The organism is Rathayibacter tanaceti, assembly GCF_009834165.1.
In the GTDB taxonomy this organism is placed as follows: Bacteria; Actinomycetota; Actinomycetes; order Actinomycetales; family Microbacteriaceae; genus Rathayibacter; species Rathayibacter tanaceti.
Genome location: NZ_CP047186.1, coordinates 2,559,788 through 2,583,233, shown reverse-complemented (window position 1 = coordinate 2,583,233; position 23,446 = coordinate 2,559,788). Strand labels below are relative to the sequence as shown.

The window sequence follows — 23,446 nt, the reverse complement described above, 5'->3', positions numbered from 1 at the left end:
GCGGCGGCGGTCCTCTCCGCCGTCGCGCCGGGTCATCCGCAGGCGGCTGCCCTCGCGCGGTGCGCGCGCACCTTCGCCCTGTTCCCGCAGCGTTGCATCGAGCACCAGCGCCGCGAGCCCGCCCGTGAGGTGTCGAGGTAGAGCATCCGGCACTCCGCCGCCGCGCAGCGACGCAGGCGACCCGCCGCGGGGGACCCGAGCAGCTCCACGGCCTCCCGGGCGATGGTTGCGAGCGCCTGCCGGCCGGCCGCGTTCAGCCGGCCCGCCTGCCGCGATCCTCCGCTCAGGGCGGGCGGGATGTCGGGCATCGCCGCCACGAGGTTGACCACGTCGATGTCGCGCGGGTCGAGTGGAGTCGCGGCCGCCGACGCTTCGGCCAGTCGCGCGACCGCGGCCCGCAGCATCAGAGCGTCGTCGAGCCGGGCGTCGCGGCTCTCGGGCCCGACGGCGTCGAAGCGCTCGGCGAGCCAGGAGGCCAGCGAGGCGTCCGAGTCGAACTGCTCGACGGCGTCGCGCGGGAGCGCGCCCGTGCAGGCGAAGTCGAGGGCGAGGCTGCCGGAGTCGAACCACCAGCGCCGCCCGTCGTCCTCGGCGAGCCACTGCCCCGTGACCGGCGCGCGCCCGCGGATCGTCCGCGTCTCGCCGCTCACGACGTCTGCACGGTGCGCCGCTGCCACTGGATCGCGTTCGCCGACTCGAACCGTCGGGCGCACCTCCCGCACGCGAGCGGCCGGGTGGGGCGGCGGTGCCGGTAGAAGAGGTGTCCACTCGGGCAGCGGCCGACCCAGGGGGCCAGCTCGTCCGCGGTCGGATTGTTGTGGGTGCGGGCTCCGGTGTAGCCGAGCCCGACCGAGATCCGCCGCCACTGCGGTCCGTGCGCCGCCTCGGGACCCGCGAGGGCGTGCGCGACCTCGTGCAGGAGGGTCTGCCACACCTCGTCGTCGCTCCAGCGTGACGCGAGATGACGCGAGACCGTGATGCGTCGCCGTGTCCAGTGGCAGGCGCCGGCGCGGGTCCGCGCGTGGTCGAAGGCGAAGCTCCAGGAGTCGTCGAGGTGCTCCTCGATCAGCGACTGCGCCCAGTGCGCGACATCGTCGAGATCAGCCACGGCGGGTCACGCGGAGCGTCAGGACTCGTCGCCGTCGGCGCGGCGGCGCCCGCGGACGGCGCCGTCGGTGCGCGGGGCGCGCTCGGACTCGTCCTGGAACTCGGAGGCAGCGGCGAAGCCCAGGCGCGCGACCTCCAGCTCCTCCTCCGGCACCCCCACGCGCTCGCCGAGGGCCGTCGCCGCGTCGAAGTCGCGCACCGCCCTGCCGAACTCGCCGAGCTCGAAGAACGTGAGCCCGCGGTGCTTGAGCGCCAGAGAGTGCTCGAGGTGCCACTCGTGGGTGCGCGCCTCCTCGACGCACAGCGCGAGCTCCGAGAGCGCCTCGTCCGGCCGGCCGCGCAGCTGCATCAGGCGGGCACGGCGGACGCGGGCGCTGAGCAGCTCGGCGCGGTCGCCCGAGAAGCGGGTGCGGCGGACGGCCTCGTTGGCGATGTCCCAGGCCTCGTCCACGCGGCCGAGCAGACGCAGCAGCTCCGCCTTCTCGGTGAGCGCGGCGAGACTGCGCAGCGCGCCGATCTCCTCCAGGCGCTCCTGGGCGGCGTCGACGTCGATCTCCTCGCGGAGGGTCGCGGGGTCGTGGCGGATGATGATGCTCAGGGCGATGCTTCCTCGTGAAGTGCGGATCCGTCGCGGGCGGCGGAGGAGAAGACGGACCAAGGCCGACGGGGGCTCGCCCCGGCGTCGATTGTACCGGCGAGCTTTCCCGGGCGACCCCGACGCGCGGCTCCGCTCAGCCCCGGCGCACCTGGAAGACGCTGCGGGCGGGCAGCGGCGACGGTGTGGCGGTCTCGTCGCTCACGGCCAGCGCGCCCGCGGTGAAGTTCTCGAGCTCGCGACCCTGCACGAGCTTGGACGCGGCCGGGTCGGCGGCGAGACGTCTCGGCAGCCCGTCGAGGGCCAGGGGCGCGGCGGAGGCGAGCATCACGACATTGCCGAACCGCTTCGCCTTGAGCATCTGCGTGTCAGTCACGATCGCGGTGTGCGCGAACACGGCGGCGAGGGTCGCGGCCTGCCCGCGGGCGAAGGCCAGCGCTCCACCGTCGGCCACGTTCACGGCGACGAGGCCGCCGGGAGCGAGCAGCGGAGCGATCGCGCCGTAGAATTCGGCGCTCGTCACGTGCGCCGGAGTGCGGGCCCCCGAGAAGATGTCGACGACGACCAGGTCGACCGTCCCGCGCAGACCCGGCGGGAGCTTGCCGAGCACCTCGCGCGCATCGCCCTGCCGGATGCGGATCTGCGCGCCACGCGGGAGAGGCAGCGTCTCCCGCACCAGGTCGACGAGCGCGCCTTCGATCTCGACGACCTGCTGGCGCGAGCCCGGCCGGGTGGCAGCGACGTAGCGGGGGAGAGTCAGCGCGCCCGCGCCGAGGTGCACCGCGGTGATGCTCTCGCCCTCCGGAGCGAGCAGATCGACCGCGTGCCCGATACGCCGCACGTACTCGAAGGAGAGATGCGTCGGGTCGTCCAGATCGACGTGCGACTGCGGCGTCCCGTCGACCACGAGCGTGGCCGCGCTGGCCAGGTCCCGGTCGGGCTCGATCTGCGCGAGGTAGCCGCTGGCGAGCACCGCACGGGGTTGGTCGGAGTCGTCTCCGCGTCGGCGTCCGGTGCGTTCCTGCATCCGACCAGTGTGCCGCGGGAGGTCCCACAGGCAGGAACGCTCCGTTTCCCATACCCGACCCCGGCGAGTGGCGCAAGCATCCGCACTTGCGCGGCGTGGCGCAATGCGGCTATATTCGTACTTTGCGCTCCCGAGTACCCATGCCCTCATATCGCGGTCGGCAGGTCACCGGAACCCGGCATCAGATGGTGGATGCCGTTGCCACACTCTATCCCCGCCCCGAAGACCGAGTCGCCTCGGTCCGCGCGGCGTGCGACGACGAGTGCGGGCCCGCTCCGGCGGGAGCCCACTCCACACATCCCACAGATTGAGACCCGCAAGGGTCTACGGAGGTTCCTTCCTTGGCTGCTGCGTCCACCGCGACCACCACCTCACCCAAGAACGGACGCGCCGCATCGCGTCTCTCGTTCGCCAAGATCAGCGACACCCTGACCGTTCCGGATCTGCTCGCGCTGCAGACCGAGAGCTTCGACTGGCTCGTCGGCTCGGAGGCGTGGAAGACCCGCGTCGCCGAGGCGAAGGCCGCCGGCCGGGAGGATCTTCCCGCCAACTCCGGTCTGGACGAGATCTTCGAGGAGATCTCCCCGATCGAGGACCTCAGCGAGACGATGCAGCTGAGCTTCACCAACCCCTACCTCGAGCCCGAGAAGTACACGATCGAGGAGTGCAAGGAGCGCGGCAAGACCTACGCCGCGCCGTTGTACGTCGAGGCCGAGTTCATGAACCACCTCACGGGTGAGATCAAGACCCAGACGGTCTTCATGGGCGACTTCCCGCTGATGACCGAGAAGGGCACCTTCATCATCAACGGCACCGAGCGTGTCGTCGTGTCCCAGCTCGTCCGCTCGCCGGGTGTGTACTTCGAGCGCCAGCAGGAGAAGACGTCCGACAAGGACATCTATTCGGCCCGCGTGATCCCGAGCCGCGGAGCCTGGCTCGAGTTCGAGATCGACAAGCGTGACCAGGTCGGTGTGCGCATCGACCGCAAGCGCAAGCAGTCCGTCACCGTGTTCCTCAAGGCCCTGGGCCTGACGAGCGAGGAGATCCTCGAGCAGTTCGCCGGCTACGAGTCGATCGAGCTGACCCTCGAGAAGGACAACATCCTCACCAAGGAGGACGCGCTCCGCGACATCTACCGCAAGCTGCGTCCGGGCGAGCAGGTGGCCGCCGAGGCCGCTCGCGCGCTGCTCGACAACTTCTACTTCAACTCCAAGCGCTACGACCTCGCGAAGGTCGGCCGCTACAAGATCAACCGCAAGCTGGGCATCGACAAGGCGCTGTCCGACTCGGTGCTGACGGTCGAGGACATCATCGCGACCATCAAGTACCTGGTCGCGCTGCATGACGGCCGCACCGCTCTCCCGGGCGTGCGCGACGGCGAGGCGGTCGAGCTGCGTCTCGACGTCGACGACATCGACCACTTCGGCAACCGCCGCATCCGCGCGGTCGGCGAGCTGATCCAGAACCAGGTCCGCACCGGCCTGTCCCGCATGGAGCGCGTCGTGCGCGAGCGCATGACCACGCAGGACATCGAGGCGATCACGCCGCAGACCCTGATCAACGTCCGCCCCGTCGTGGCCGCGATCAAGGAGTTCTTCGGAACGTCGCAGCTCTCGCAGTTCATGGACCAGAACAACCCGCTCGCGGGTCTGACCCACAAGCGCCGCCTGTCGGCGCTCGGCCCCGGCGGCCTCTCCCGTGAGCGTGCCGGCGTCGAGGTCCGCGACGTCCACCCGTCGCACTACGGACGCATGTGCCCGATCGAGACCCCGGAGGGCCCGAACATCGGCCTGATCGGCTCGCTCGCGTCGTTCGCGCGCATCAACTCGTTCGGCTTCATCGAGACCCCGTACCGCAAGGTCATCGCGGGTCGCGTCACGACCCAGATCGACTACCTCACCGCATCGGAGGAGGACGAGTACCTGGTCGCCCAGGCGAACGCCCCCCTCACTCCCGACTTCCACTTCGCCGAGGGCAAGGTGCTGGTCCGCCCCAAGGGTGGAGAGGTCGAACTGGTCGATGCCGGCCGCGTCGACTACATGGACGTCTCTCCGCGCCAGATGGTGTCGGTCGCGACCTCGCTCATCCCGTTCCTCGAGCACGACGACGCGAACCGCGCGCTCATGGGCGCGAACATGCAGCGTCAGGCCGTCCCGCTGCTGCGCAGCGAGTCGCCCGTCGTCGGAACCGGCATGGAGGGCTTCGCGGCCATCGACGCCGGCGACGTCATCACGGCCGACAAGGCCGGTGTGGTCCAGGAGGTCTCCGCCGACTCCGTCACCGTCCAGCTGGACGAGGGCGGCACGCAGACCTACTTCCTCCGCAAGTTCGACCGCTCCAACCAGGGCACCTCGTACAACAACCGCGTGGTCGTCTCGGCCGGCGAGCGCATCGAGGTCGGCGAGGTCGTCGCCGACGGTCCCGCGACCGAGAACGGCGAACTCGCGCTCGGCAAGAACCTTCTCGTCGCGTTCATGCCGTGGGAGGGCCACAACTTCGAGGATGCGATCATCCTCAGTCAGAACCTGGTGAAGGACGACGTCCTCTCCTCGATCCACATCGAGGAGTACGAGGTCGACGCGCGCGACACCAAGCTCGGCAAGGAGGAGATCACCCGCGATCTCCCCAACGTCAGCCCGGAGCTCCTGGCCGACCTGGACGAGCGCGGCATCATCCGTATCGGCGCCGAGGTCCGCCCCGGCGACATCCTCGTCGGCAAGGTCACGCCCAAGGGTGAGACCGAACTCTCGGCCGAGGAGCGCCTGCTCCGCGCGATCTTCAACGAGAAGAGCCGCGAGGTCCGCGACACGTCGCTCAAGGTGCCCCACGGCGAGCAGGGCACGATCATCGGCGTCAAGGTGTTCGACGCGCAGGACGGCGACGACGAGCTCGGCTCGGGCGTCAACCAGCGCGTGGTCGTCTACATCGCCCAGAAGCGCAAGATCACCGAGGGCGACAAACTCGCCGGCCGCCACGGCAACAAGGGCGTCATCTCGAAGATCCTTCCGGTCGAGGACATGCCGTTCCTCGCCGACGGCACCCCGGTCGACATCGTCCTCAACCCGCTCGGTGTCCCCGGCCGCATGAACTTCGGCCAGGTCCTCGAGATCCACCTCGGCTGGATCGCGAAGCAGGGCTGGAAGGTCGACGGACAGCCCGACTGGGCCGCGCGCCTGCCCGAGCACGCCCGCGAGGCCGCGCCCGGCACCAAGGTCGCGACCCCCGTCTTCGACGGCGCGGCGGAGGAGGAGCTCGCCGGGCTCCTCGACTCCACCACCCCGACGCGCGACGGCGAGCGCCTGATCGGCTCGTCCGGCAAGACGCAGCTGTTCGACGGCCGCTCGGGAGAGCCCTTCCCGGACCCGGTCTCGGTCGGCTACATGTACATCCTGAAGCTCCACCACCTCGTCGACGACAAGATTCACGCGCGCTCGACGGGCCCGTACTCGATGATCACCCAGCAGCCGCTCGGTGGTAAGGCGCAGTTCGGTGGACAGCGCTTCGGCGAGATGGAGGTGTGGGCCCTCGAGGCCTACGGCGCCGCGTACGCCCTCCAGGAGCTCCTCACCATCAAGTCGGACGACATCCTCGGCCGCGTGAAGGTGTATGAGGCCATCGTCAAGGGCGAGAACATCCAGGAGCCGGGCATCCCGGAATCCTTCAAGGTCCTCATCAAGGAGATGCAGTCGCTCTGCCTGAACGTCGAGGTCCTCTCGGCCGACGGCACGGCGGTCAGCCTGCGCGACACCGACGACGAGGTCTACCGCGCCGCGGAAGAGCTCGGCATCAACATCTCCTCCCGGTTCGAGTCGTCCTCCGTCGACGACATCTGATCCCGCGCCAGCACCTGACGAACCTTCCGTCTCTGACGAGACACCTGTTTTCCGACAAGGAGAAAACATTGCTCGACGTAACAACTTTTGACGAGCTGCGCATCGGCCTCGCGACGGCCGATGACATCCGTCGCTGGTCGCACGGTGAAGTGAAGAAGCCCGAGACCATCAACTACCGCACCCTGAAGCCCGAGAAGGACGGTCTGTTCGGCGAGCAGATCTTCGGACCCTCGCGGGACTGGGAGTGCTCCTGCGGCAAGTACAAGCGAGTCCGCTTCAAAGGCATCGTCTGCGAGCGCTGCGGCGTCGAGGTCACCAAGTCCTCGGTCCGCCGCGAGCGGATGGGCCACATCGAGCTCGCCGCTCCCGTCACCCACATCTGGTACTTCAAGGGCGTCCCCTCGCGCCTCGGATACCTGCTGGACATGGCGCCGAAGGACCTCGAGAAGGTCATCTACTTCGCGGCGTACATGATCATCGACGTGGACGACGACGGCCGCCACGCCGACATGCCCGGCCTCGAGAACGAGCTCCGGCTCGAGATCAAGACCCTCTCGGACCAGCGTGACTCCCGCATCGCGGACCGCCTGGCGCGCCTCGAGACCGACCTCGCCGCCCTCGAGGCGGAGGGCGCGAAGAGCGACCAGAAGCGCCGCACCAAGGACGGCGCCGAGAAGGAGATGGGCCAGATCCGCAAGTCCTTCGATGAGGACATCGCGCGACTCGAGAGCGTGTGGGAGCAGTTCCGCACCCTCAAGGTCGGCGACCTCAAGCCGGAGGACGCGGTCTTCAACGAGCTCGTCGACCGCTACGGCGTCTACTTCGAGGCCTACATGGGCGCCGAGGCGATCAAGAAGCGCCTCGAGCAGTTCGACCTCCAGGCCGAGGCCGAGACGCTCCACCTCCAGATCGCCGAGGGCAAGGGTCAGAAGAAGATCCGTGCCATCAAGCGCCTGCGCGTCGTCAACTCGTTCCTCGCGACCGGCAACTCGCCGGCCGCGATGGTGCTCGACGTCGTCCCGGTCATCCCGCCGGAGCTGCGCCCGATGGTGCAGCTCGATGGCGGCCGGTTCGCCACGAGCGACCTGAACGACCTCTACCGTCGCGTGATCAACCGCAACAACCGCCTCCGCCGCCTGCTCGACCTCGGTGCACCCGAGATCATCGTGAACAACGAGAAGCGCATGCTGCAGGAGGCGGTCGACGCCCTCTTCGACAACGGCCGCCGCGGTCGTCCCGTCACGGGTACCGGCAACCGCGCCCTGAAGTCCCTGAGCGACATGCTCAAGGGAAAGCAGGGTCGCTTCCGCCAGAACCTGCTGGGCAAGCGCGTCGACTACTCGGGCCGCTCCGTCATCATCGTCGGCCCGCAGCTCAAGCTGCACCAGTGCGGTCTGCCCAAGCAGATGGCGCTGGAGCTGTTCAAGCCGTTCGTGATCAAGCGCCTGATCGATCTGTCGCACGCGCAGAACATCAAGGCGGCCAAGCGCATGGTCGAGCGTTCGCGCCCGCAGGTGTGGGACGTGCTCGAGGAGATCATCCGCGAGCGCCCCGTTCTGCTGAACCGCGCTCCGACGCTGCACCGCCTCGGCATCCAGGCCTTCGAGCCCCAGCTGGTCGAGGGCAAGGCCATCCAGCTGCACCCGCTCGTCTGCGCGGCGTTCAACGCGGACTTCGACGGCGACCAGATGGCCGTCCACCTGCCGCTGTCGGTCGAGGCCCAGGCCGAGGCGCGCATCCTGATGCTCGCGTCCAACAACATCCTCAAGCCCTCCGACGGCCGTCCGGTGACCCTGCCCACGCAGGACATGATCATCGGCCTCCACCACCTGACGACCATCCGTGAGGGTGCCGCCGGTGAGGGACGCGCCTTCTCCTCCGTCTCGGAGGCGATCCTGGCGAAGGACCAGGGCTCGCTGCACCTGAACTCGAAGGTCAAGATCCGCATGTCGGACGTGTACTTCGCGCAGGGTCAGGCCCCCGAGGGCGTCGAGCTCGACGAGAACGGCAAGGTCACCGCGCCGATCCTGCTCGAGACGAGCCTCGGCCGTGCCCTCTTCAACGAGGCGCTGCCGGTCGACTACCCCTACTTCGAGCAGGTCGCCGACAAGACGACCATCTCCGGGATCGTCAACGACCTCGCGGAGCGCTACCCGAAGGTGGAGGTCGCCGCCTCCCTCGACCGGATCAAGGACGCGGGCTTCTACTGGGCCACCCGCTCGGGTGTCACCGTGTCGCTGTCGGACATCCTCACGCCTCCGTCGAAGCCCGAGATCATCGCGGGCTACGAGAAGAAGGCCGCGAAGGTCGAGTCCGAGTACGACAAGGGTCTGACCACTCAGTCGGAGCGCCGCCAGGAGCTCGTGAAGATCTGGACCGAGGCGACCGACGAGGTCGCCAAGGCGATGCGCGCCAATTTCCCGACCAACAACACCATCAACCGCATGGTCACCTCCGGTGCCCGCGGAAACTGGCTGCAGGTGCGCAACATCGCCGGCATGCGAGGCCTGGTGAACAACCCGAAGGGCGAGATCATCGCCCGACCGATCATCTCCTCGTACCGCGAGGGGCTGTCGGTCGCCGAGTACTTCATCGCCACGCACGGTGCCCGCAAGGGACTGGCCGACACCGCACTGCGCACCGCGGACTCGGGCTACCTGACGCGTCGACTCGTCGACGTCTCGCAGGACGTCATCATCCGCGAGGACGACTGCGGCACCTCGAAGGGCCTCGACCTGCCGATCATGCTCCAGGACGCCACCGGCTCCTGGATCCAGGACTCGAACGTCGAGAACTCGGTCTACGCCCGCTCGCTCGCCACCGCGGCGACGAACGAGGCCGGCGAGGTCATCGCTGAGGCAGGCGAGGACGTGGGCGATGTGCTCATCGAGAAGCTGGTCGGAGCCGAGGTGCGCCACATCAAGGTGCGCTCCGTCCTGACCTGCGAGTCCGCGGTCGGCGTCTGCGCGGCCTGCTACGGCCGTTCGCTCGCCACCGGCAAGCTCGTCGACATCGGAGAGGCTGTCGGCATCATCGCGGCCCAGTCGATCGGCGAGCCCGGCACGCAGCTCACGATGCGCACCTTCCACACCGGTGGCTCGGCCTCGGCCGACGACATCACGCAGGGTCTGCCCCGCGTGCAGGAGCTCTTCGAGGCCCGCACCCCCAAGGGTGCGTCGCCGATCGCGGAGGCCGCCGGTCGCATCACGATCGAGGACACCGACCGCGCCCGCCGGGTCATCCTCCAGCCGGACAACGGCGACGAGGCGGTCATCTACCCGGTGCTCAAGCGTTCGCAGCTCCTCGTCGAGGACGGACAGAGCGTCGTGCTCGGGCAGCAGCTGCACGTCGGAACCGTCGACCCCAAGGAGGTCCTGCGCGTGCTGGGCGTCCGCGAGGTGCAGAAGCACCTGGTCGGGGGAGTCCAGGGCGTCTACCGCTCGCAGGGTGTGCCGATCCACGACAAGCACATCGAGGTCATCGTTCGTCAGATGCTCCGCAAGGTCACCGTGGTCGACCACGGCGACACCGAGCTGCTGCCGGGTGAGCTCGTCGACCGCTCGCGCTACAGCGAGGTCAACCGTGCGGCTCTGACCGAGGGCAAGCGCACCGCGTCGGCCCGTCAGGAGGTCATGGGTATCACCAAGGCCTCGCTGGCGACCGAGTCGTGGCTGTCGGCCGCGTCCTTCCAGGAGACGACCCGTGTCCTGACGCAGGCGGCGATGGAGGGCAAGCGCGATCCGCTGGTCGGCCTCAAGGAGAACGTGATCATCGGAAAGCTGATCCCGGCCGGAACCGGTTTGCCCAAGTACCGGAACGTCTCGGTCGAGGCGACGGAGGAGGCGAAGGCCGAGCGGTACCCCAACCGCATCTTCGCCGACGACGCCGCGTTCAGCGACGCCGACCTGTCGTTCGTGGACTTCGACTCGTTCTCGAGCGACGGCTACGAGCCAGGCAACTACAGCTGACCGAGGTGAGCTGAACGAACGAAGGCCCCGTCGGGATTCCGGCGGGGCCTTCGTCGTTCCGAGCCCGTCGTCGCTCCTCCAGGACCCGTCCGTTCGCGCCTGGCGACCCGCCAGGCCCGCGTGGAGTGATTGACTCCAGGGCGTTCGTGGGGGCGAGCGTGCATCCGCCCCCGTCCTGGTCGGCGGTGAGGAAGCGCTCGGATGAGACTCGTGGTCGTCGTGCTGGCCGCCCTCCTCGTGGTGGTCGGTGCCGTCGTCGCGCCCGCGGCGCGGGCGGAGGCGGCGGTCGCCGTGGCGCCCGAGTCCTGCGGAGTCGCGACGCTCGCTCCGGTGCTCGCGGGCGACGACGTGAGGCAGCGCGCGGTCGCCTCCCTCGTGCCCATCGTGATGCTGCACGGCTGGCTGGGCACGGCGACGCACGACGAGACCCGGACCGGCGCCTTCTCGCACCTCGTCGACATGGTGGCCCCGGACGGACCGGCCGAGCCGCTCGACACCCCCGAGCCGTCGCTCCTCGGCCGTCTCCAGCAGATCCCGGGCGCGGCCGTCTACACGTTCGACTACCGTCGGCTCGCTGCTCGGTGGGTGACGGATCCGGGAATCAGCGACGCGCTGGCCACATCGATCGCCTGCCTCGTCTCGACGACCGGGAACCGCGCCGTGGTCGTCGCGCACTCGATGGGAGGTCTGGCCGCCCGCCAGGCGCTGAGCGTCTCGGTCGACGGCACCGCCGTCGCCTCGATGGTCTCGACCGTCCTCACCTTCGGGACCCCCAACACCGGCTCCGATGTCGCGGCGCGTCTCGGGCGGATGGTCGACGAGTCCGGAGCGGTCAGCCCCGCCGTGATCGCCGGACTCGACGCCCAGAGCGGGCTGAGCTTCGCCGCGCTCCTCGCGTCGTGCGGTGAGGCCGTGTCGGAGGACGCCGAGCACGCCGGCGAGTGCACCGGCGTGCCGATGATCGACGCTCTGTCCTCGCAGGCGGGGATCGGGCTGCGGACCGGGTCCCCCGAGCTCGGCGCGCTTCCGCCCTGGCCGCCCGGGGTGTACGTCCTCGCCCTCGTCGGAGACATCCGGGTGACGGCGGCCGTCGTGCTCGGTCGGCCGACCGGTCCGGTCGACCTGGGCGACATCATGGTCGCCACGAGCTCGGCCGAGGCAGGTGTGGACGACTACGTCGTCTCGACCTGCCGCTACACGCTGCTCGCGATGCCGGATGCTCCGTCGCTGCTGACCGAGCTCACACCGCTCGCCCGGCTGGGCGACGCTCTGCGCCTGACGAGGCTGGTGGTCGACGTCGACGCGAGTCCCTGCCACCACGCGCGCCTCACCCGGAACGTTGACCTCGTTCAGCACGCGACTGCGGCGGTGGCGGCCACGATCCGCGTCGAGCTCTCCGCACCCGGCTCGGGGCGCGGGGAGGCGGTGCGGAGGCAGCAGCCGGCGGAAGAGGCATGGAGGCGCGCCTCCTGAACCACAAGCCTCCGGAACCACACGACGAGACATGGTGTCGCGAAAATTGACGACCAGTCGCGGGGCGTCGTACGGTCTCTGTGGCCGATGGGGCGGCCGCCTGGGGGGACAGGCAGCGCGGTCCGCGAGGGTACCCGAAGCCCGACGCGGATCGCGCCCTCCCGCCCGCGGCGCACAGCCCGCCTCCGCGTCTGCCGCTACGCTCTGCTGAGCAGCCGATGCCGGGCTCCTTCCGCGCATCGCAGCGCTGGAGGCCGAATGAGCGACGAACCCCTGGCGGCGGGACCACCCGGGCGCAGCGCGAGACTGACCCGCGAGCAGGTCAGGACGCGGCTGCTGGACGCCGCCTTGTCGGTCGTCCGCGCCGAGGGCCTACGGGTGGGAGTCGGTCATCTCCCACTGGAGGAGGTGATCCGGGCTGCGGGCGTCCCGCGCAGCACGGTCTACCGCATCTGGCCGACGCGCCAGTCGTTCTACGACGAGCTGATCGCCGCGATTCCCGAGCGCGTCCTGGCGACCAGACTCGACCAGCCGTCGCTCACGGCGGGCGACTCCTATCTGCACCGCCACCTCGCCGACACCCCGTCGGCCGAGCAGCGTCGACGGACGCTGGTCGCATCGGTCACGGTCGCGGTCGACGCGAACGTCGAGAACGTGTTCGCGTCCCAGCACTGGCGCAACTTCGTCGCGCTCGCCGGCGCCGTAGACTCGCACGAGGAGCCGGCGCGCACGGCGATACACGAGGCGCTCCGGGCTCGCCAGCTGCACTTCATCGACAACATGGCGAAGTACTACGCACACACGCTCGCCGAGGCCGGACTGAGGCTGCGGCCCGGGCTCAGTCACGCGGCGCTCGCCTCCGCGATCTCCGCGCTCGTCGAGGGGCTCTGCATCGCCCGGATCGCAGCACCCGAGCTGGTCACGGGCCCCGTCGACCCGGCCGAGCCCGCATCGCCCTCTCTCGCCGTGACGTCGGTACTGGTGCTGATCGACGGATTCGCGGAGCCGGTGCCGCTTCCCGAGGGCTAGCCGTCGACCGGCTCCAGCATCCCGTCGACGATCGAGCGGATCGTCCACGCCGCGAGGGTCCACTCGACGGGCTCGCCGTCGAGGCCCGGTGCCGTCACCGGTGCGTCGAGGTCGTCGTCGAGGAGCCGACCGCGGTGCGCCAGACCGTCGATGACGATCGCCGTGAGGTGGGCGAGCTGCAGCGTGGTGAAGCCCGGGCGCATCGAGGCGCTGAAGACCTCGAGCGTCTCCTCGTAGAAGGCCTGCATCCGGTGCGTCAGCATGCCCTCGATCCGCTTCGCCGTGACGCGCACCGCCTCGCGAGCAGGACCCTCCTCCATGGAGAACGTGCAGGCGAGCAGTGCGTTGTACGACGACCAGTCGGTGGAGCGGCGCAGGCTCTCGGCGTTCGCGTTCGCGCCGAGGCGGATCATCTCCCACGCCACCTCGCGGCGGCCCGCAGGGGTCGCGAGCAGCTCCGCCGAGCTCTCGTAGACCTCCCGCATCCGCCGTTGGGCTTCGGGATCGGTGCCCTCGGCGTAGCGGTCCTCCACGAAGACCTCACCGATCAGATCGGCCACGAACTCCTCGCGAGTGCTCCAGATCCGGTAGACGGAGCTCCGCGGCACCTCCGCGAGGCGGATGTACTCCTCCATCGGGAGGTGCGCGAAGCCGACGGTCAGGCCGTTGGTCGAGATGACGTCCCTGGCCGCGGCGATCATGCGGCTCCGAACCTCCTGCGCCGGGATCCTCCGGGCGCGTTCCGATGCTTCTGCGCTCAGGTCCATGGTGAGGGACCCTAGCCCGGTCGAGCTCCTGGGCGGCCGGCCACGCGCCGCTGTCGGCCGATACCGGGCGGGCTCGGGGCGTCCTCACACTGAGACGAAATGTCCCAAGATGTGCGCCGAGGGCGGTGCTCCCGCTACGGTGCAGCCGGGGCGGACCCGAACCTGCCCCTGCTAGGGGACCCCTGTGACCGGATTCCATCGATTCACGCTGGCCGTCGACGACGGCCCGGCGATCGAGCGGGCCGCGCTGCGCGCGCTGCTCGCGAAGCTGCTTCCGCAGTTCTCCCACGAGGAGCACGACGAGCACGACGACGAGGCCGAGCGCATCGCCGTGCTCGATCTCGACGGCGTGCCCGGCGAGGACATCGCCGCGATGCTCGAAAAAGCCGCCGCGACGGCCGTCGGGCTCGTCGTGCTCTCCTCCTCCGACTCGCTCGAACCCGTGCGCGCCGTTCTCCGCCGGGAGCGCGCCGCGTTCGTCTGGAAGGGCGACGACCCGAGCGAGCTCGCCGCAGCGGTCGTCTCGGTCGCCTCCGGGCGCACCTGGATCTCGGACACGGCCCGCCACCGACTCGTGCACGGCCGCGAAGAGCGCCGGCCTGTGCTGAGCCCCCAGGAGAGTCGCGTGATGCGCGCCTACGGATCCGGGGCGGCCGTCCGGGTCGTCGCCCTCGACCTCGGCGTCGCCGAGCACACCGTGCGCACCTACATCAAGCGGATCCGCGCGAAGTACCTCGAGACCGGAGTCACCCTGGACTCACGGGTCGATTTCTACCGCCACCTCGACGACCACGACGTCGCGATCCGGCGCGGCGGCGACCGGGTGCGGGCCGACCCGCAGCAGGTGGCCGGCGACGCGCGCGGCGATGTCCGAGCGTGAGCCCAGCAGGATCGCGTTACCGCTCGTGCGACCGTCTACGAAGGCCGCGGAGCCCACGGCGGCGGTGACCGGGACAAGGGTCCGCAGCACGGCGCGCAGCCGGTCGAGGCGTCGATGGTCGGCGTCGTCCGCGACGTTGACCGCGAGCAGCCCCTCAGCGCCCGCCCGCTCGGCGAGCCTCGCGAGGACGGCGCGATCGTAGAACGCCTGCGGGATCTCGTCGCCGTCGTAGACATCGAGCACCACGAGGTCGGCGGCCCACTCGGGCAGCGGCCCGGCCGCGTCGGCGGTGAGGAGTCGAACGCGTGCGCCCCGTGGCAGCGGCGCATGGGCGAGCACGAAGTCGACCAGTCCGTCGATGCGGTCGACCGCCAACTGCTCGGAGCCCGGGCGGGTGACCGCGACGTACCGGGCGAGCGAGAGGGCTCCGGCCCCCAGGTGCAGCACGCGCACCGGCGTCAGCGGGGCGGCGAGGGCGTCGACGACCGCTCCGAGCCGGGCCGTGTACTCCAGATCGAGCGCCGAGGGGTGCCGCGGATCGATCAGCGACTGCTCGGCGCCGTCCACGGTGAGCAGCAGCGCGCCCGTCCGCACGGGGTCCGGCTCAAGGGTGGCGACGCGGCCGTCGGGCAGAACGACCGAGGGAGGCATGCGGCCACGGTAGCCCTCGCGCGGCCCGCGCCGCCGCCGCTACGGTGGCTGTCATGGCCGCCCTGATCCTGCTCGACGTCGACGGCGTCCTGAATCCCTCCGTCCGCAGCGACAGGGGCGCCGGGGGTCACCGGCTCGAACTCGCGCCCGAGCGGGAGGCGCTCGTGCACCGCCTGGCCGCCATCGGCAGCGTGGTCTGGGCGACGACCTGGCCGCCGAGGCTCACCTCCGTGCTCACGGCCGACCTCGGCCTCCCTCGCGGGACTCGGGCGATCGTCTTCGACGGCGGGCTCCCGCACGACCCGCGCTTCCCGGGTCAGACGGGGAAGCTGCAGCCTGTGGCGGCCTGGCTCGAGGCTCAGCGCGAGCCGGTCGACGCGGTGGTCTGGATCGACGACAACCTCCGCGAGGACGCCGTCGCCTGGGCCCGCGAGCAGCCCCTGCCGTTCCACCTGATCCGCCCCGAGTCGGCGGTCGGCCTCACAGACGACGAGGTGGCCGGAGCCGAGGCGTTCGTCGCCGCGCTGCCGACGTCACACGGCGACATCCGGGAATAGCCGCGCCCTCTGCGCTGGTTATCGTCACTCTGGGTGGTTCTGCCGTGACGCGGCCCGCCCCGGGACGACCCGTCCCCTCGTCGATCCCCGTGCCGCATCCGGCGCGACGGGATCGCCACGACTCCGTGATGCACCGAAGGACAGACACCGTGACCCTCTCCGCCCGCTTCTCCCTGCGCGTCCTGCTCGGCACGACGGCCGCTGCCGCCGCCCTCGTGCTCGCCGGCTGCGCTCCCGCCTCGACGGACGACGCGGTCTCGGGATCCACCGGCGAGGGCACCGCCTCGGCGAGCTCGGGCCTCTCCCTCGCCGACATCCAGGAGTCCGGCACGCTGACGATTGGCACCGAGGGCACCTACCAGCCGTTCTCGTTCCACGCCGACGGCGGTACCGGCGCTCTGACCGGCTACGACGTCGATGTCATCACGGCGGTCGCCGAGAAGCTCGGCGTCGAGCCCGAGTTCGAGGAGACGCAGTGGGACGCGATGTTCGCGGGCCTGGACGCCGGGCGCTTCGACGTGATCGCGAATCAGGTCTCGATCAACGACGAGCGCGAGGCGAAGTACGACTTCTCGGAGCCCTACTCGGTGAGCCCCGGCGTCGTGATCGTGCCCTCCAGCGACTCCTCGATCACCGACCTCGGAGGCCTCGCGGGGAAGACCACCGCGCAGTCGCTCTCGAGCAACTGGTACGCCGTCGCTCAGGAGAACGGCGCCCAGGTCGAGGGAGTCGAGGGCTGGGCGCAGGCCATCGCCCTCGTCGAGCAGGGGCGCGTCGACGCGACGGTCAACGATCGCCTGACCTGGCTCGACTGGTCGACGAACTACCCCGACCAGGCCGCAGGCCTGAAGGTCGCCGTCACCACCGACGACAGCTCCGAGAGCGCCTTCACCTTCCCGAAGGGCTCGGACGATTTGGTGGCCGCGGTCGACTCCGCCCTCGACGAGCTGCGCGCCGATGGCACCCTCGCCGAGATCTCGACCCGCTACTTCGGCGCCGACGTCTCGCAGTAGCGTTCCGCGGGACGGCCGTCTCCTCTCGCAGCTGCGGCTCTGAGGCGGCAGATCCGCGCCCCACCGCGCGGAGCTCGCACCGGGGTGCCGAGCCGTGCCAGCATCTCAGAGGAGGCGGGCGCGTCCCGCTCCGCCCGACACCACTACCTCGACAAGCCGACCGCGGTCTCCTCCCGCCGAGGCAGGAGAAGACATGGACCTGTTCCTGCGGTCGTTCTGGCCGATCCTCTCCGGCGGCATCGTCGGGACCATCCCCCTGGCGCTCGCGAGCTTCGTCATCGGTCTGGCGCTCGCGCTCGCCGTGGCACTGATGCGCCTGTCGCGGGTCCGGATCCTGTCATGGACGGCGCGGGCGTACATCTCGGTGATCCGCGGGACACCGCTGCTCGTGCAGCTCTTCGTGATCTTCTACGGCCTGCCGAGCCTGGGGCTGAAGATCGATCCATGGCCCAGCGCCATCATCGCCTTCGCCCTGAACGTCGGCGGTTACGCGGCTGAAGTCATCCGCGCGGCGATCCTCAGCGTCCCGAAGGGCCAGTGGGAGGCGGCGCACACCATCGGCATGGGCCGCTCGCTCGCTCTGCGGCGCATCATCCTGCCCCAGGCCGCCCGCGTCTCGGTCCCGCCGCTGTCCAACACCTTCATCTCGCTCGTGAAGGACACCTCGCTCGCCTCCCTGATCCTGGTGACGGAGCTTTTCCGGCAGGCGCAGAAGATCGCCACCGCGTCGAGCGAGTTCATGCTGCTGTACCTCGAAGCGGCCCTCATCTACTGGCTCATCTGCCTGGTGCTCTCCAGCGCCCAGGGCCTGCTCGAGAAGCGATTGGACCGCTATGTCGCCCGTTGATGCTCCGACCGGTGCGCGTTCCGTCCTCACGGCTCGCGGCCTCCGCAAGTCGTTCGGGGGAGTGGAGGTGCTGCGCGGCATCGACCTCGAGGTGCGTCGTGGCGAGGTCATCGCCCTGATCGGTCCGTCGGGGTCGGGCAAGACGACGGTCCTCCGCTCGCTGAACAGCCTCGAGGTCCCCGACGGCGGAGTCGTCGAGCTCGCCGATGGCAGCGTCCTCGACTTCGACCGCGGCGTCGGCAGACGGGCGCTCACCTCACTGCGCGACCGCTCCGCGATGGTCTTCCAGCACTTCAACCTCTTCCCGCACCTCACCGTGCTGCAGAACGTGACGGAGGGTCCGCTGCGCGTCCAGCGCCGTCCGGCCGCCGAGGTGGTCCCGGAGGCGGAGCGCCTGCTCGAGCGCGTGGGTCTGGGTGGTCGAGGCGGCGCCTACCCCTTCGAGCTCTCCGGCGGCCAGCAGCAGCGGGTCGGCATCGTCCGCGCCCTCGCCCTGCGGCCCGACCTCCTGCTCTTCGACGAGCCCACCTCTGCGCTCGACCCCGAACTGGTCGGCGAGGTCCTCTCGCTGATGCGCGAGCTCGCGGGCGAGGGCTGGACGATGCTGGTCGTCACCCACGAGCTCGAGTTCGCCCGGCAGGTCGCCTCCGAGGTCGTCTTCATGGCTGAAGGCGTGGTCGTCGAGCGCGGCGCCCCGGCCCGCCTGCTCCGCGAGCCGCAGGAGCCGCGGACGCGGCAGTTCCTGCACCGCCTCCTGAATCCTCTCGAGTAGAGCGCGGTCACTGTCCCCCATCGACGGGGACCCGCGCGGCGCGCCGGTCTCGGCGGCGCCCGTGCCTATGCTGTCGAGGTGACCTGGAGCAGCGACGCCGAGACCACGCGGATGTCCTCCGCGACCGAGACGTCCGGCGGAACCGGACCCCAGCCCACCCGGGAGTACGTCTGGCCCGAACCCGAGACCGGCGGTCAGCCGAGTTTCGAGCGCACGATCGACCCCGGTGCGCCCGCGGCGACCACGGATCCCGCCGCCCCCTCGGCACTCGGACCCGTGGAGGCCGAGCCCGAGCCCGTGCGCCGCTCTGGCAACCGGCTCGCCGGGCTCGCCGTGGCCCTGCTCTCGACGGCGGTCTTCGCGGCCCTGTACCTCGTTGCGCTGACCGTGATCCGTGCCCTGGTCGAGCCGGTCGGCGATCCGGTCGCCGTGGCCCTGACGCAGGCGCCCACCGCACTGTTCCTCGCGCCGGTCGCCGCTTTCCTCGTCGGCCTGGCCCTGATCGTGTTGGTCGTCAACCGCGCCGGCTGGTGGGCCTATGTCCTCGGCGGTTTCCTGGTGGCCGTGCTGACCGCCGCCGCCGCGCTCGCGGGGGGCTGGAGCGCCCTCGGTGCGGTCGGCCTCCCGGCCGACCGCGCACTCGTGCTCGAGTATCTGCGCGACCCCGCGGTGCTGGCCGCCGTCCTCGCGGCGGGCGTCCTCGGCCGCGAGGTCACCGTCTGGGGAGGCGCGCTCATCGCCGGCCGCGCCCGCCGCGTCAAGCGCCGCAACGCCGAACGGGAAGCCGCCGCCCAGTCGTGACTGTCGCGGGGGAGGGGCGCGGATCGGGGCTGGGCTACGGTCTCGCCCTCGCCGGTTTCGCCGCGTTCCTCTACCTCGCGCTGGTCGTCTGCGCGTTCGGCGTGCTCAGCCTGCTCCTCGATCAGGACGTCGTGCCCGAGCGCGACGCAGGTCCTCTGCTGGGACCGGTCTCGGTCGCCCTCTGCGTGCTCGCGGTGCTGGTGGCCCTGATCACGCTCGCCGCGCGGCCGACCGTGCACCGGGTGCTCGCCCCCTCGCTGCTCACGGGAGTCGTCGTCTACTTCCTCTTCCTCCTCACCGGAGGAGCGCTCTACGGTCTCGGACGGCAGGAGCCGGACGAGATCCTCGGCTGGGCGCTCGATCACGCCCCGACTGCCTTCGCGCTGGCGACCGGAGTGCTCGCGGCAGTCGTGCAGATCGTCTTCCTCCTGCTCCTGGCCCGCCGCGACGCCGGCGGCCGCAGCCCCCACTGGGGCTGGGAGGGAGACGAGCGCGAGTGAGCGTGTGCGGCGGTCGCGGCTGCTCGCTCGCGGTGCGGCCGGACGCTCTCGCTGGGCGAACGCCCGTCGGTTGACCGGCCCCGTCGCTCCCCGTACTATTCTTTGGGTGTGCGCTTTGCCGTGCGCTTGTGTCGTGCCTCCGGGTCGATGCGGTCGCCGCGCTTCGCTCCACCGGGTCCGCGAGGATCCGAGGGTTCGTCCGATCGGGCGGCCCCCACGGCATACCCCTCACCCTCCTCGATCCCGCTCGCGGGCTCGCGGGGCGAGCGGGGTCCAGACGAACTCGACCCTCCCGGAGACGGACGGGCCGAATGTCGACCATCGATCCGCTGTCACCGTGCAGCATTCAAGGAGCAAAACCAGTGCCAACGATTCAGCAGTTGGTCCGTAAGGGACGCTCGCCCAAGGTCACCAAGACCAAGGCGCCCGCCCTGAAGGCCAACCCCCAGCAGCGCGGCGTCTGCACGCGCGTCTACACGACCACGCCCAAGAAGCCGAACTCGGCCCTCCGCAAGGTGGCCCGCGTGAAGCTCTCCAACGGCACCGAGGTCACCGCCTACATCCCCGGCGAGGGCCACAACCTGCAGGAGCACTCGATGGTGCTCGTGCGCGGCGGTCGCGTGAAGGACCTCCCCGGTGTCCGCTACAAGATCGTTCGCGGCGCCCTGGACACCCAGGCCGTCAAGAACCGCAAGCAGGCTCGCAGCCGGTACGGCGCGAAGATGGAGAAGAAGTAATGCCTCGTAAGGGCCCCGCTCCCAAGCGCCCCGTCGTCGCAGACCCCGTCTACGGCGCCCCGGTCGTCAGCCAGCTCGTGAACAAGATCCTTCTGGACGGCAAGAAGGGCCTCGCCGAGCGCATCGTCTACGGTGCCCTCGAAGGCGTCTCCGCCAAGAACGGCCAGGATGCGGTCGTCACCCTCAAGAAGGCGCTCGACAACGTCCGCCCGACCCTCGAGGTCCGCAGCCGCCGCGTCGGCGGCTCGACCTACCAGGTCCCGGTCGAGGTCAAGCCCCACCGCGCCAACACCCTCGCGCTGCGCTGGCTCACCAGCTACGCGAAGGCCCGTCGCGAGAAGACGATGACCGAGCGACTCATGAACGAGATCCTCGACGCGTCGAACGGTCTGGGCGCCGCTGTGAAGCGTCGCGAGGACACCCACAAGATGGCCGAGTCGAACAAGGCCTTCGCGCACTACCGCTGGTAGCGCACCCCGCGGCCGCCTCCGGACGGCCGCGACCACCGGGGCCGCAGCCTCTGCGCTGCGGTCCCGGTTCCGGCGGCGGATCGCCCGATCCCCGCGACCGGGCGACCGCCACCACCAGAAACCCAGCCCATCGGCCATGAACCCGGTGCGCTGGCTCCATCACCTATCGGAGGAACTCCGTGGCACAAGATGTGCTCACCGACCTGAACAAGGTCCGCAACATCGGCATCATGGCCCACATCGATGCCGGCAAGACCACCACCACCGAGCGCATCCTGTTCTACACGGGTATCACGCACAAGATCGGCGAAGTCCACGACGGCGCCGCGACGATGGACTGGATGGCGCAGGAGCAGGAGCGCGGCATCACCATCACGTCGGCCGCGACGACCTGCTTCTGGAACAAGAACCAGATCAACATCATCGACACCCCCGGTCACGTCGACTTCACGGTCGAGGTCGAGCGCTCGCTGCGCGTCCTCGATGGCGCGGTCGCGGTCTTCGACGGCAAGGAGGGCGTCGAGCCCCAGTCCGAGACCGTCTGGCGTCAGGCCGACAAGTACGACGTCCCGCGGATCTGCTTCGTCAACAAGATGGACAAGCTCGGCGCGGACTTCTACTACACGGTCGACACGATCGTGAATCGCCTCGGCGCGAAGCCGCTGGTCATCCAGCTGCCCATCGGCGCCGAGTCGACCTTCGAGGGCGTCATCGACCTCGTCGAGATGCGTGCGCTGACCTGGCGCGGCGACTCGAAGGGTGACGTCGCGATGGGCGCGAAGTACGAGATCGAGGAGATCCCCGCCGATCTCGCCGACAAGGCCGCCGAGTACCGCGAGAAGCTTCTCGAGACCGTCGCCGAGACGTCCGACGAGCTGCTCGAGAAGTACTTCGGTGGTGAGGAGCTCACGGTCGCCGAGATCAAGGGCGCCATCCGCACGCTGACCGTCAACTCGGACATCTACCCCGTCCTCTGCGGGTCGGCGTTCAAGAACCGCGGTGTCCAGCCGATGCTCGACGCTGTCGTCGACTACCTCCCCTCCCCGCTCGACGTCCCCGCCATCGAGGCGCACGACGTCCGCGACGAGGAGAAGGTCATCATGCGTCACGCGGACTCGACCGAGCCCTTCTCGGCGCTCGCGTTCAAGGTCGCCGTGCACCCGTTCTTCGGTCGCCTGACCTACGTCCGCGTCTACTCGGGCAAGCTCGACTCCGGCGCGCAGGTCATCAACTCGACCAAGGGCAAGAAGGAGCGCATCGGCAAGATCTTCCAGATGCACTCCAACAAGGAGAACCCGGTCGACTCGGTCACCGCCGGCCACATCTACGCGGTCATCGGCCTCAAGGACACCACCACGGGCGACACCCTGAGCGACCCGGCCGCGCAGGTCGTGCTCGAGTCGATGACCTTCCCGGAGCCCGTCATCGAGGTCGCGATCGAGCCCAAGACGAAGGCCGACCAGGAGAAGCTCGGAACCGCGATCCAGAAGCTCGCGGAGGAGGACCCCACCTTCCGCACCGAGCAGAACCAGGAGACCGGTCAGACGGTCATCAAGGGAATGGGCGAGCTCCACCTCGATATCCTGGTGGACCGCATGAAGCGCGAGTTCAACGTCGAGGCGAACGTCGGAAAGCCCCAGGTCGCCTACCGCGAGACGATCCGCCGCACCGTCGAGAAGTACGACTACACCCACAAGAAGCAGACGGGTGGCTCCGGTCAGTTCGCGAAGGTGCAGATCACCATCGAGCCGATGGAGGTCGAGGCCGACAAGACCTACGAGTTCGTCAACGGCGTCACCGGCGGCCGTGTCCCGCGCGAGTACATCCCCTCGGTCGACGCGGGAATCCGCGACGCCATGCAGGTCGGCGTGCTCGCCGGCTACCCCATGGTGGGCGTCAAGGCGACCCTGGTCGACGGAGCGGCGCATGACGTCGACTCCTCCGAGATGGCCTTCAAGATCGCCGGTTCGATCGCGTTCAAGGAGGCATCGCGCAAGGCGCAGCCCGTCCTCCTCGAGCCGCTGATGGCCGTCGAAGTCCGCACCCCCGAGGAGTACATGGGCGACGTCATCGGTGACATCAACTCGCGTCGCGGAATGATCCAGTCGATGGAGGACGCGACCGGAATCAAGGTCATCCGGGCCAACGTCCCGCTGTCCGAGATGTTCGGCTACATCGGCGACCTGCGCTCGAAGACCTCGGGCCGCGCCGTCTACTCGATGACGTTCGAGACCTACGCCGAGGTCCCCAAGGCCGTGGCCGAGGAGATCGTCCAGAAGAACAAGGGCGAGTAGCTCCGCTCTCCGGCCGTCGCCGTTCCCTGGAACGGCGACGGCCTGGTAGTGTCGTGCGGGTTTGCTGCCGAGTGCAGCGCGCCCCCTGTCGCAGCGGGACGGCCGCACGACCACTGCCGGTAACA

At 69.9% G+C, this 23,446-nt stretch carries 19 protein-coding genes; 14 read left to right on the top strand and 5 right to left on the bottom strand.

Annotated features, from left to right (window positions below; all coding sequences use genetic code 11):
- Positions 1-32: 32 nt before the first annotated feature.
- The 4 genes from GSU10_RS12170 to GSU10_RS12155 all read right to left on the bottom strand — a co-directional run bounded on the left by GSU10_RS12170 (position 33) and on the right by GSU10_RS12155 (position 2,729).
- Positions 33-650 carry a CGNR zinc finger domain-containing protein gene (locus GSU10_RS12170; RefSeq protein ID WP_236713570.1) on the bottom strand — a complete coding sequence of 206 codons (618 nt, stop codon included), beginning with the start codon at positions 648-650 and terminating at the stop codon, positions 33-35.
- A complete protein-coding gene (locus GSU10_RS12165; protein WP_068209864.1) occupies positions 647-1,108 on the bottom strand; it encodes a SprT-like domain-containing protein in 462 nt (153 codons plus the stop codon). Before GSU10_RS12165 ends, GSU10_RS12170 begins: the two co-directional genes overlap by 4 nt.
- A gap of 18 nt (positions 1,109-1,126) precedes the next feature.
- Positions 1,127-1,765, bottom strand: a complete 639-nt coding sequence (locus tag GSU10_RS12160) for a hypothetical protein (protein WP_199220855.1) — start codon at positions 1,763-1,765, stop codon at positions 1,127-1,129.
- Between the two features lie 73 nt (positions 1,766-1,838).
- The gene (locus GSU10_RS12155) at positions 1,839-2,729 is read right to left on the bottom strand and encodes a spermidine synthase (RefSeq protein ID WP_068209869.1); all 891 of its coding nucleotides are present in this window, start codon (positions 2,727-2,729) and stop codon (positions 1,839-1,841) included.
- A 341-nt stretch (positions 2,730-3,070) separates the two neighbouring features.
- Here GSU10_RS12155 and rpoB point away from each other — a divergent pair, with 341 nt between their 5' ends.
- From rpoB to GSU10_RS12135, 4 genes are all read left to right on the top strand, one after another.
- Positions 3,071-6,562 carry a DNA-directed RNA polymerase subunit beta gene (gene rpoB / locus GSU10_RS12150; protein WP_068209872.1) on the top strand — a complete coding sequence of 1,164 codons (3,492 nt, stop codon included), beginning with the start codon at positions 3,071-3,073 and terminating at the stop codon, positions 6,560-6,562.
- 68 nt (positions 6,563-6,630) lie between these two features.
- Positions 6,631-10,530 carry a DNA-directed RNA polymerase subunit beta' gene (locus tag GSU10_RS12145; protein WP_132504950.1) on the top strand — a complete coding sequence of 1,300 codons (3,900 nt, stop codon included), beginning with the start codon at positions 6,631-6,633 and terminating at the stop codon, positions 10,528-10,530.
- Positions 10,531-10,731: 201 nt separating this feature from the next.
- Positions 10,732-12,003 (top strand): esterase/lipase family protein, encoded by a 1,272-nt coding sequence (locus tag GSU10_RS12140; protein ID WP_068209876.1) that lies wholly within the window; start codon positions 10,732-10,734, stop codon positions 12,001-12,003.
- A 258-nt stretch (positions 12,004-12,261) separates the two neighbouring features.
- Positions 12,262-13,032 carry a TetR/AcrR family transcriptional regulator gene (locus GSU10_RS12135; RefSeq protein ID WP_068209879.1) on the top strand — a complete coding sequence of 257 codons (771 nt, stop codon included), beginning with the start codon at positions 12,262-12,264 and terminating at the stop codon, positions 13,030-13,032.
- Here the strand turns inward: GSU10_RS12135 and GSU10_RS12130 are convergent.
- On the bottom strand, positions 13,029-13,733 hold the full coding sequence (locus tag GSU10_RS12130; protein ID WP_068209882.1) for a hypothetical protein: 705 nt from the start codon (positions 13,731-13,733) through the stop codon (positions 13,029-13,031). The genes GSU10_RS12135 and GSU10_RS12130 overlap by 4 nt on opposite strands.
- A 250-nt stretch (positions 13,734-13,983) precedes the next feature.
- Here GSU10_RS12130 and GSU10_RS12125 point away from each other — a divergent pair, with 250 nt between their 5' ends.
- The 10 genes from GSU10_RS12125 to fusA all read left to right on the top strand — a co-directional run bounded on the left by GSU10_RS12125 (position 13,984) and on the right by fusA (position 23,321).
- The gene (locus GSU10_RS12125) at positions 13,984-14,679 is read left to right on the top strand and encodes a LuxR C-terminal-related transcriptional regulator (protein ID WP_082845060.1); all 696 of its coding nucleotides are present in this window, start codon (positions 13,984-13,986) and stop codon (positions 14,677-14,679) included.
- 704 nt (positions 14,680-15,383) lie between these two features.
- Complete coding sequence (locus tag GSU10_RS12120; protein ID WP_068209888.1) at positions 15,384-15,887, top strand: HAD domain-containing protein; 504 nt, start codon at positions 15,384-15,386, stop codon at positions 15,885-15,887.
- A 149-nt stretch (positions 15,888-16,036) separates the two neighbouring features.
- Positions 16,037-16,900, top strand: a complete 864-nt coding sequence (locus tag GSU10_RS12115; protein ID WP_068209891.1) for an amino acid ABC transporter substrate-binding protein — start codon at positions 16,037-16,039, stop codon at positions 16,898-16,900.
- Between the two features lie 193 nt (positions 16,901-17,093).
- Positions 17,094-17,747, top strand: coding sequence for an amino acid ABC transporter permease (locus GSU10_RS12110; RefSeq protein ID WP_068209894.1), 654 nt, complete (start codon positions 17,094-17,096; stop codon positions 17,745-17,747).
- Positions 17,734-18,519 carry an amino acid ABC transporter ATP-binding protein gene (locus tag GSU10_RS12105; protein WP_068209897.1) on the top strand — a complete coding sequence of 262 codons (786 nt, stop codon included), beginning with the start codon at positions 17,734-17,736 and terminating at the stop codon, positions 18,517-18,519. Before GSU10_RS12110 ends, GSU10_RS12105 begins: the two co-directional genes overlap by 14 nt.
- Positions 18,520-18,597: 78 nt before the next feature.
- Positions 18,598-19,320 carry a hypothetical protein gene (locus GSU10_RS12100; RefSeq protein WP_132504948.1) on the top strand — a complete coding sequence of 241 codons (723 nt, stop codon included), beginning with the start codon at positions 18,598-18,600 and terminating at the stop codon, positions 19,318-19,320.
- Positions 19,317-19,820, top strand: a complete 504-nt coding sequence (locus GSU10_RS12095) for a DUF6121 family protein (protein ID WP_068209463.1) — start codon at positions 19,317-19,319, stop codon at positions 19,818-19,820. The genes GSU10_RS12100 and GSU10_RS12095 overlap by 4 nt, the downstream gene beginning before the upstream one ends.
- A 362-nt stretch (positions 19,821-20,182) precedes the next feature.
- Positions 20,183-20,557: a 30S ribosomal protein S12 gene (rpsL, locus tag GSU10_RS12090; protein ID WP_055787040.1), complete on the top strand. Its 375-nt coding sequence runs from the start codon at positions 20,183-20,185 to the stop codon at positions 20,555-20,557.
- Positions 20,557-21,027 (top strand): 30S ribosomal protein S7, encoded by a 471-nt coding sequence (rpsG, locus tag GSU10_RS12085; protein WP_055787043.1) that lies wholly within the window; start codon positions 20,557-20,559, stop codon positions 21,025-21,027. The genes rpsL and rpsG overlap by 1 nt, the downstream gene beginning before the upstream one ends.
- 179 nt (positions 21,028-21,206) lie before the next feature.
- Positions 21,207-23,321 carry an elongation factor G gene (fusA, locus tag GSU10_RS12080; protein ID WP_132504946.1) on the top strand — a complete coding sequence of 705 codons (2,115 nt, stop codon included), beginning with the start codon at positions 21,207-21,209 and terminating at the stop codon, positions 23,319-23,321.
- The last annotated feature ends 125 nt before the right edge of the window (positions 23,322-23,446 follow it).

Excerpts from the sequence above, each read along its gene's own strand:
- GSU10_RS12155 (WP_068209869.1), bottom strand. The coding sequence starts at position 2,729 with ATGCAGGAACGCACCGGACGCCGACGCGGAGACGACTCCGACCAACCC.
- GSU10_RS12140 (WP_068209876.1), top strand. The coding sequence starts at position 10,732 with ATGAGACTCGTGGTCGTCGTGCTGGCCGCCCTCCTCGTGGTGGTCGGT.
- GSU10_RS12135 (WP_068209879.1), top strand. The coding sequence starts at position 12,262 with ATGAGCGACGAACCCCTGGCGGCGGGACCACCCGGGCGCAGCGCGAGA.
- GSU10_RS12130 (WP_068209882.1), bottom strand. The coding sequence starts at position 13,733 with ATGATCGCCGCGGCCAGGGACGTCATCTCGACCAACGGCCTGACCGTC.
- GSU10_RS12120 (WP_068209888.1), top strand. The coding sequence starts at position 15,384 with ATGGCCGCCCTGATCCTGCTCGACGTCGACGGCGTCCTGAATCCCTCC.
- GSU10_RS12110 (WP_068209894.1), top strand. The coding sequence starts at position 17,094 with ATGGACCTGTTCCTGCGGTCGTTCTGGCCGATCCTCTCCGGCGGCATC.
- GSU10_RS12105 (WP_068209897.1), top strand. The coding sequence starts at position 17,734 with ATGTCGCCCGTTGATGCTCCGACCGGTGCGCGTTCCGTCCTCACGGCT.
- rpsG (WP_055787043.1), top strand. The coding sequence starts at position 20,557 with ATGCCTCGTAAGGGCCCCGCTCCCAAGCGCCCCGTCGTCGCAGACCCC.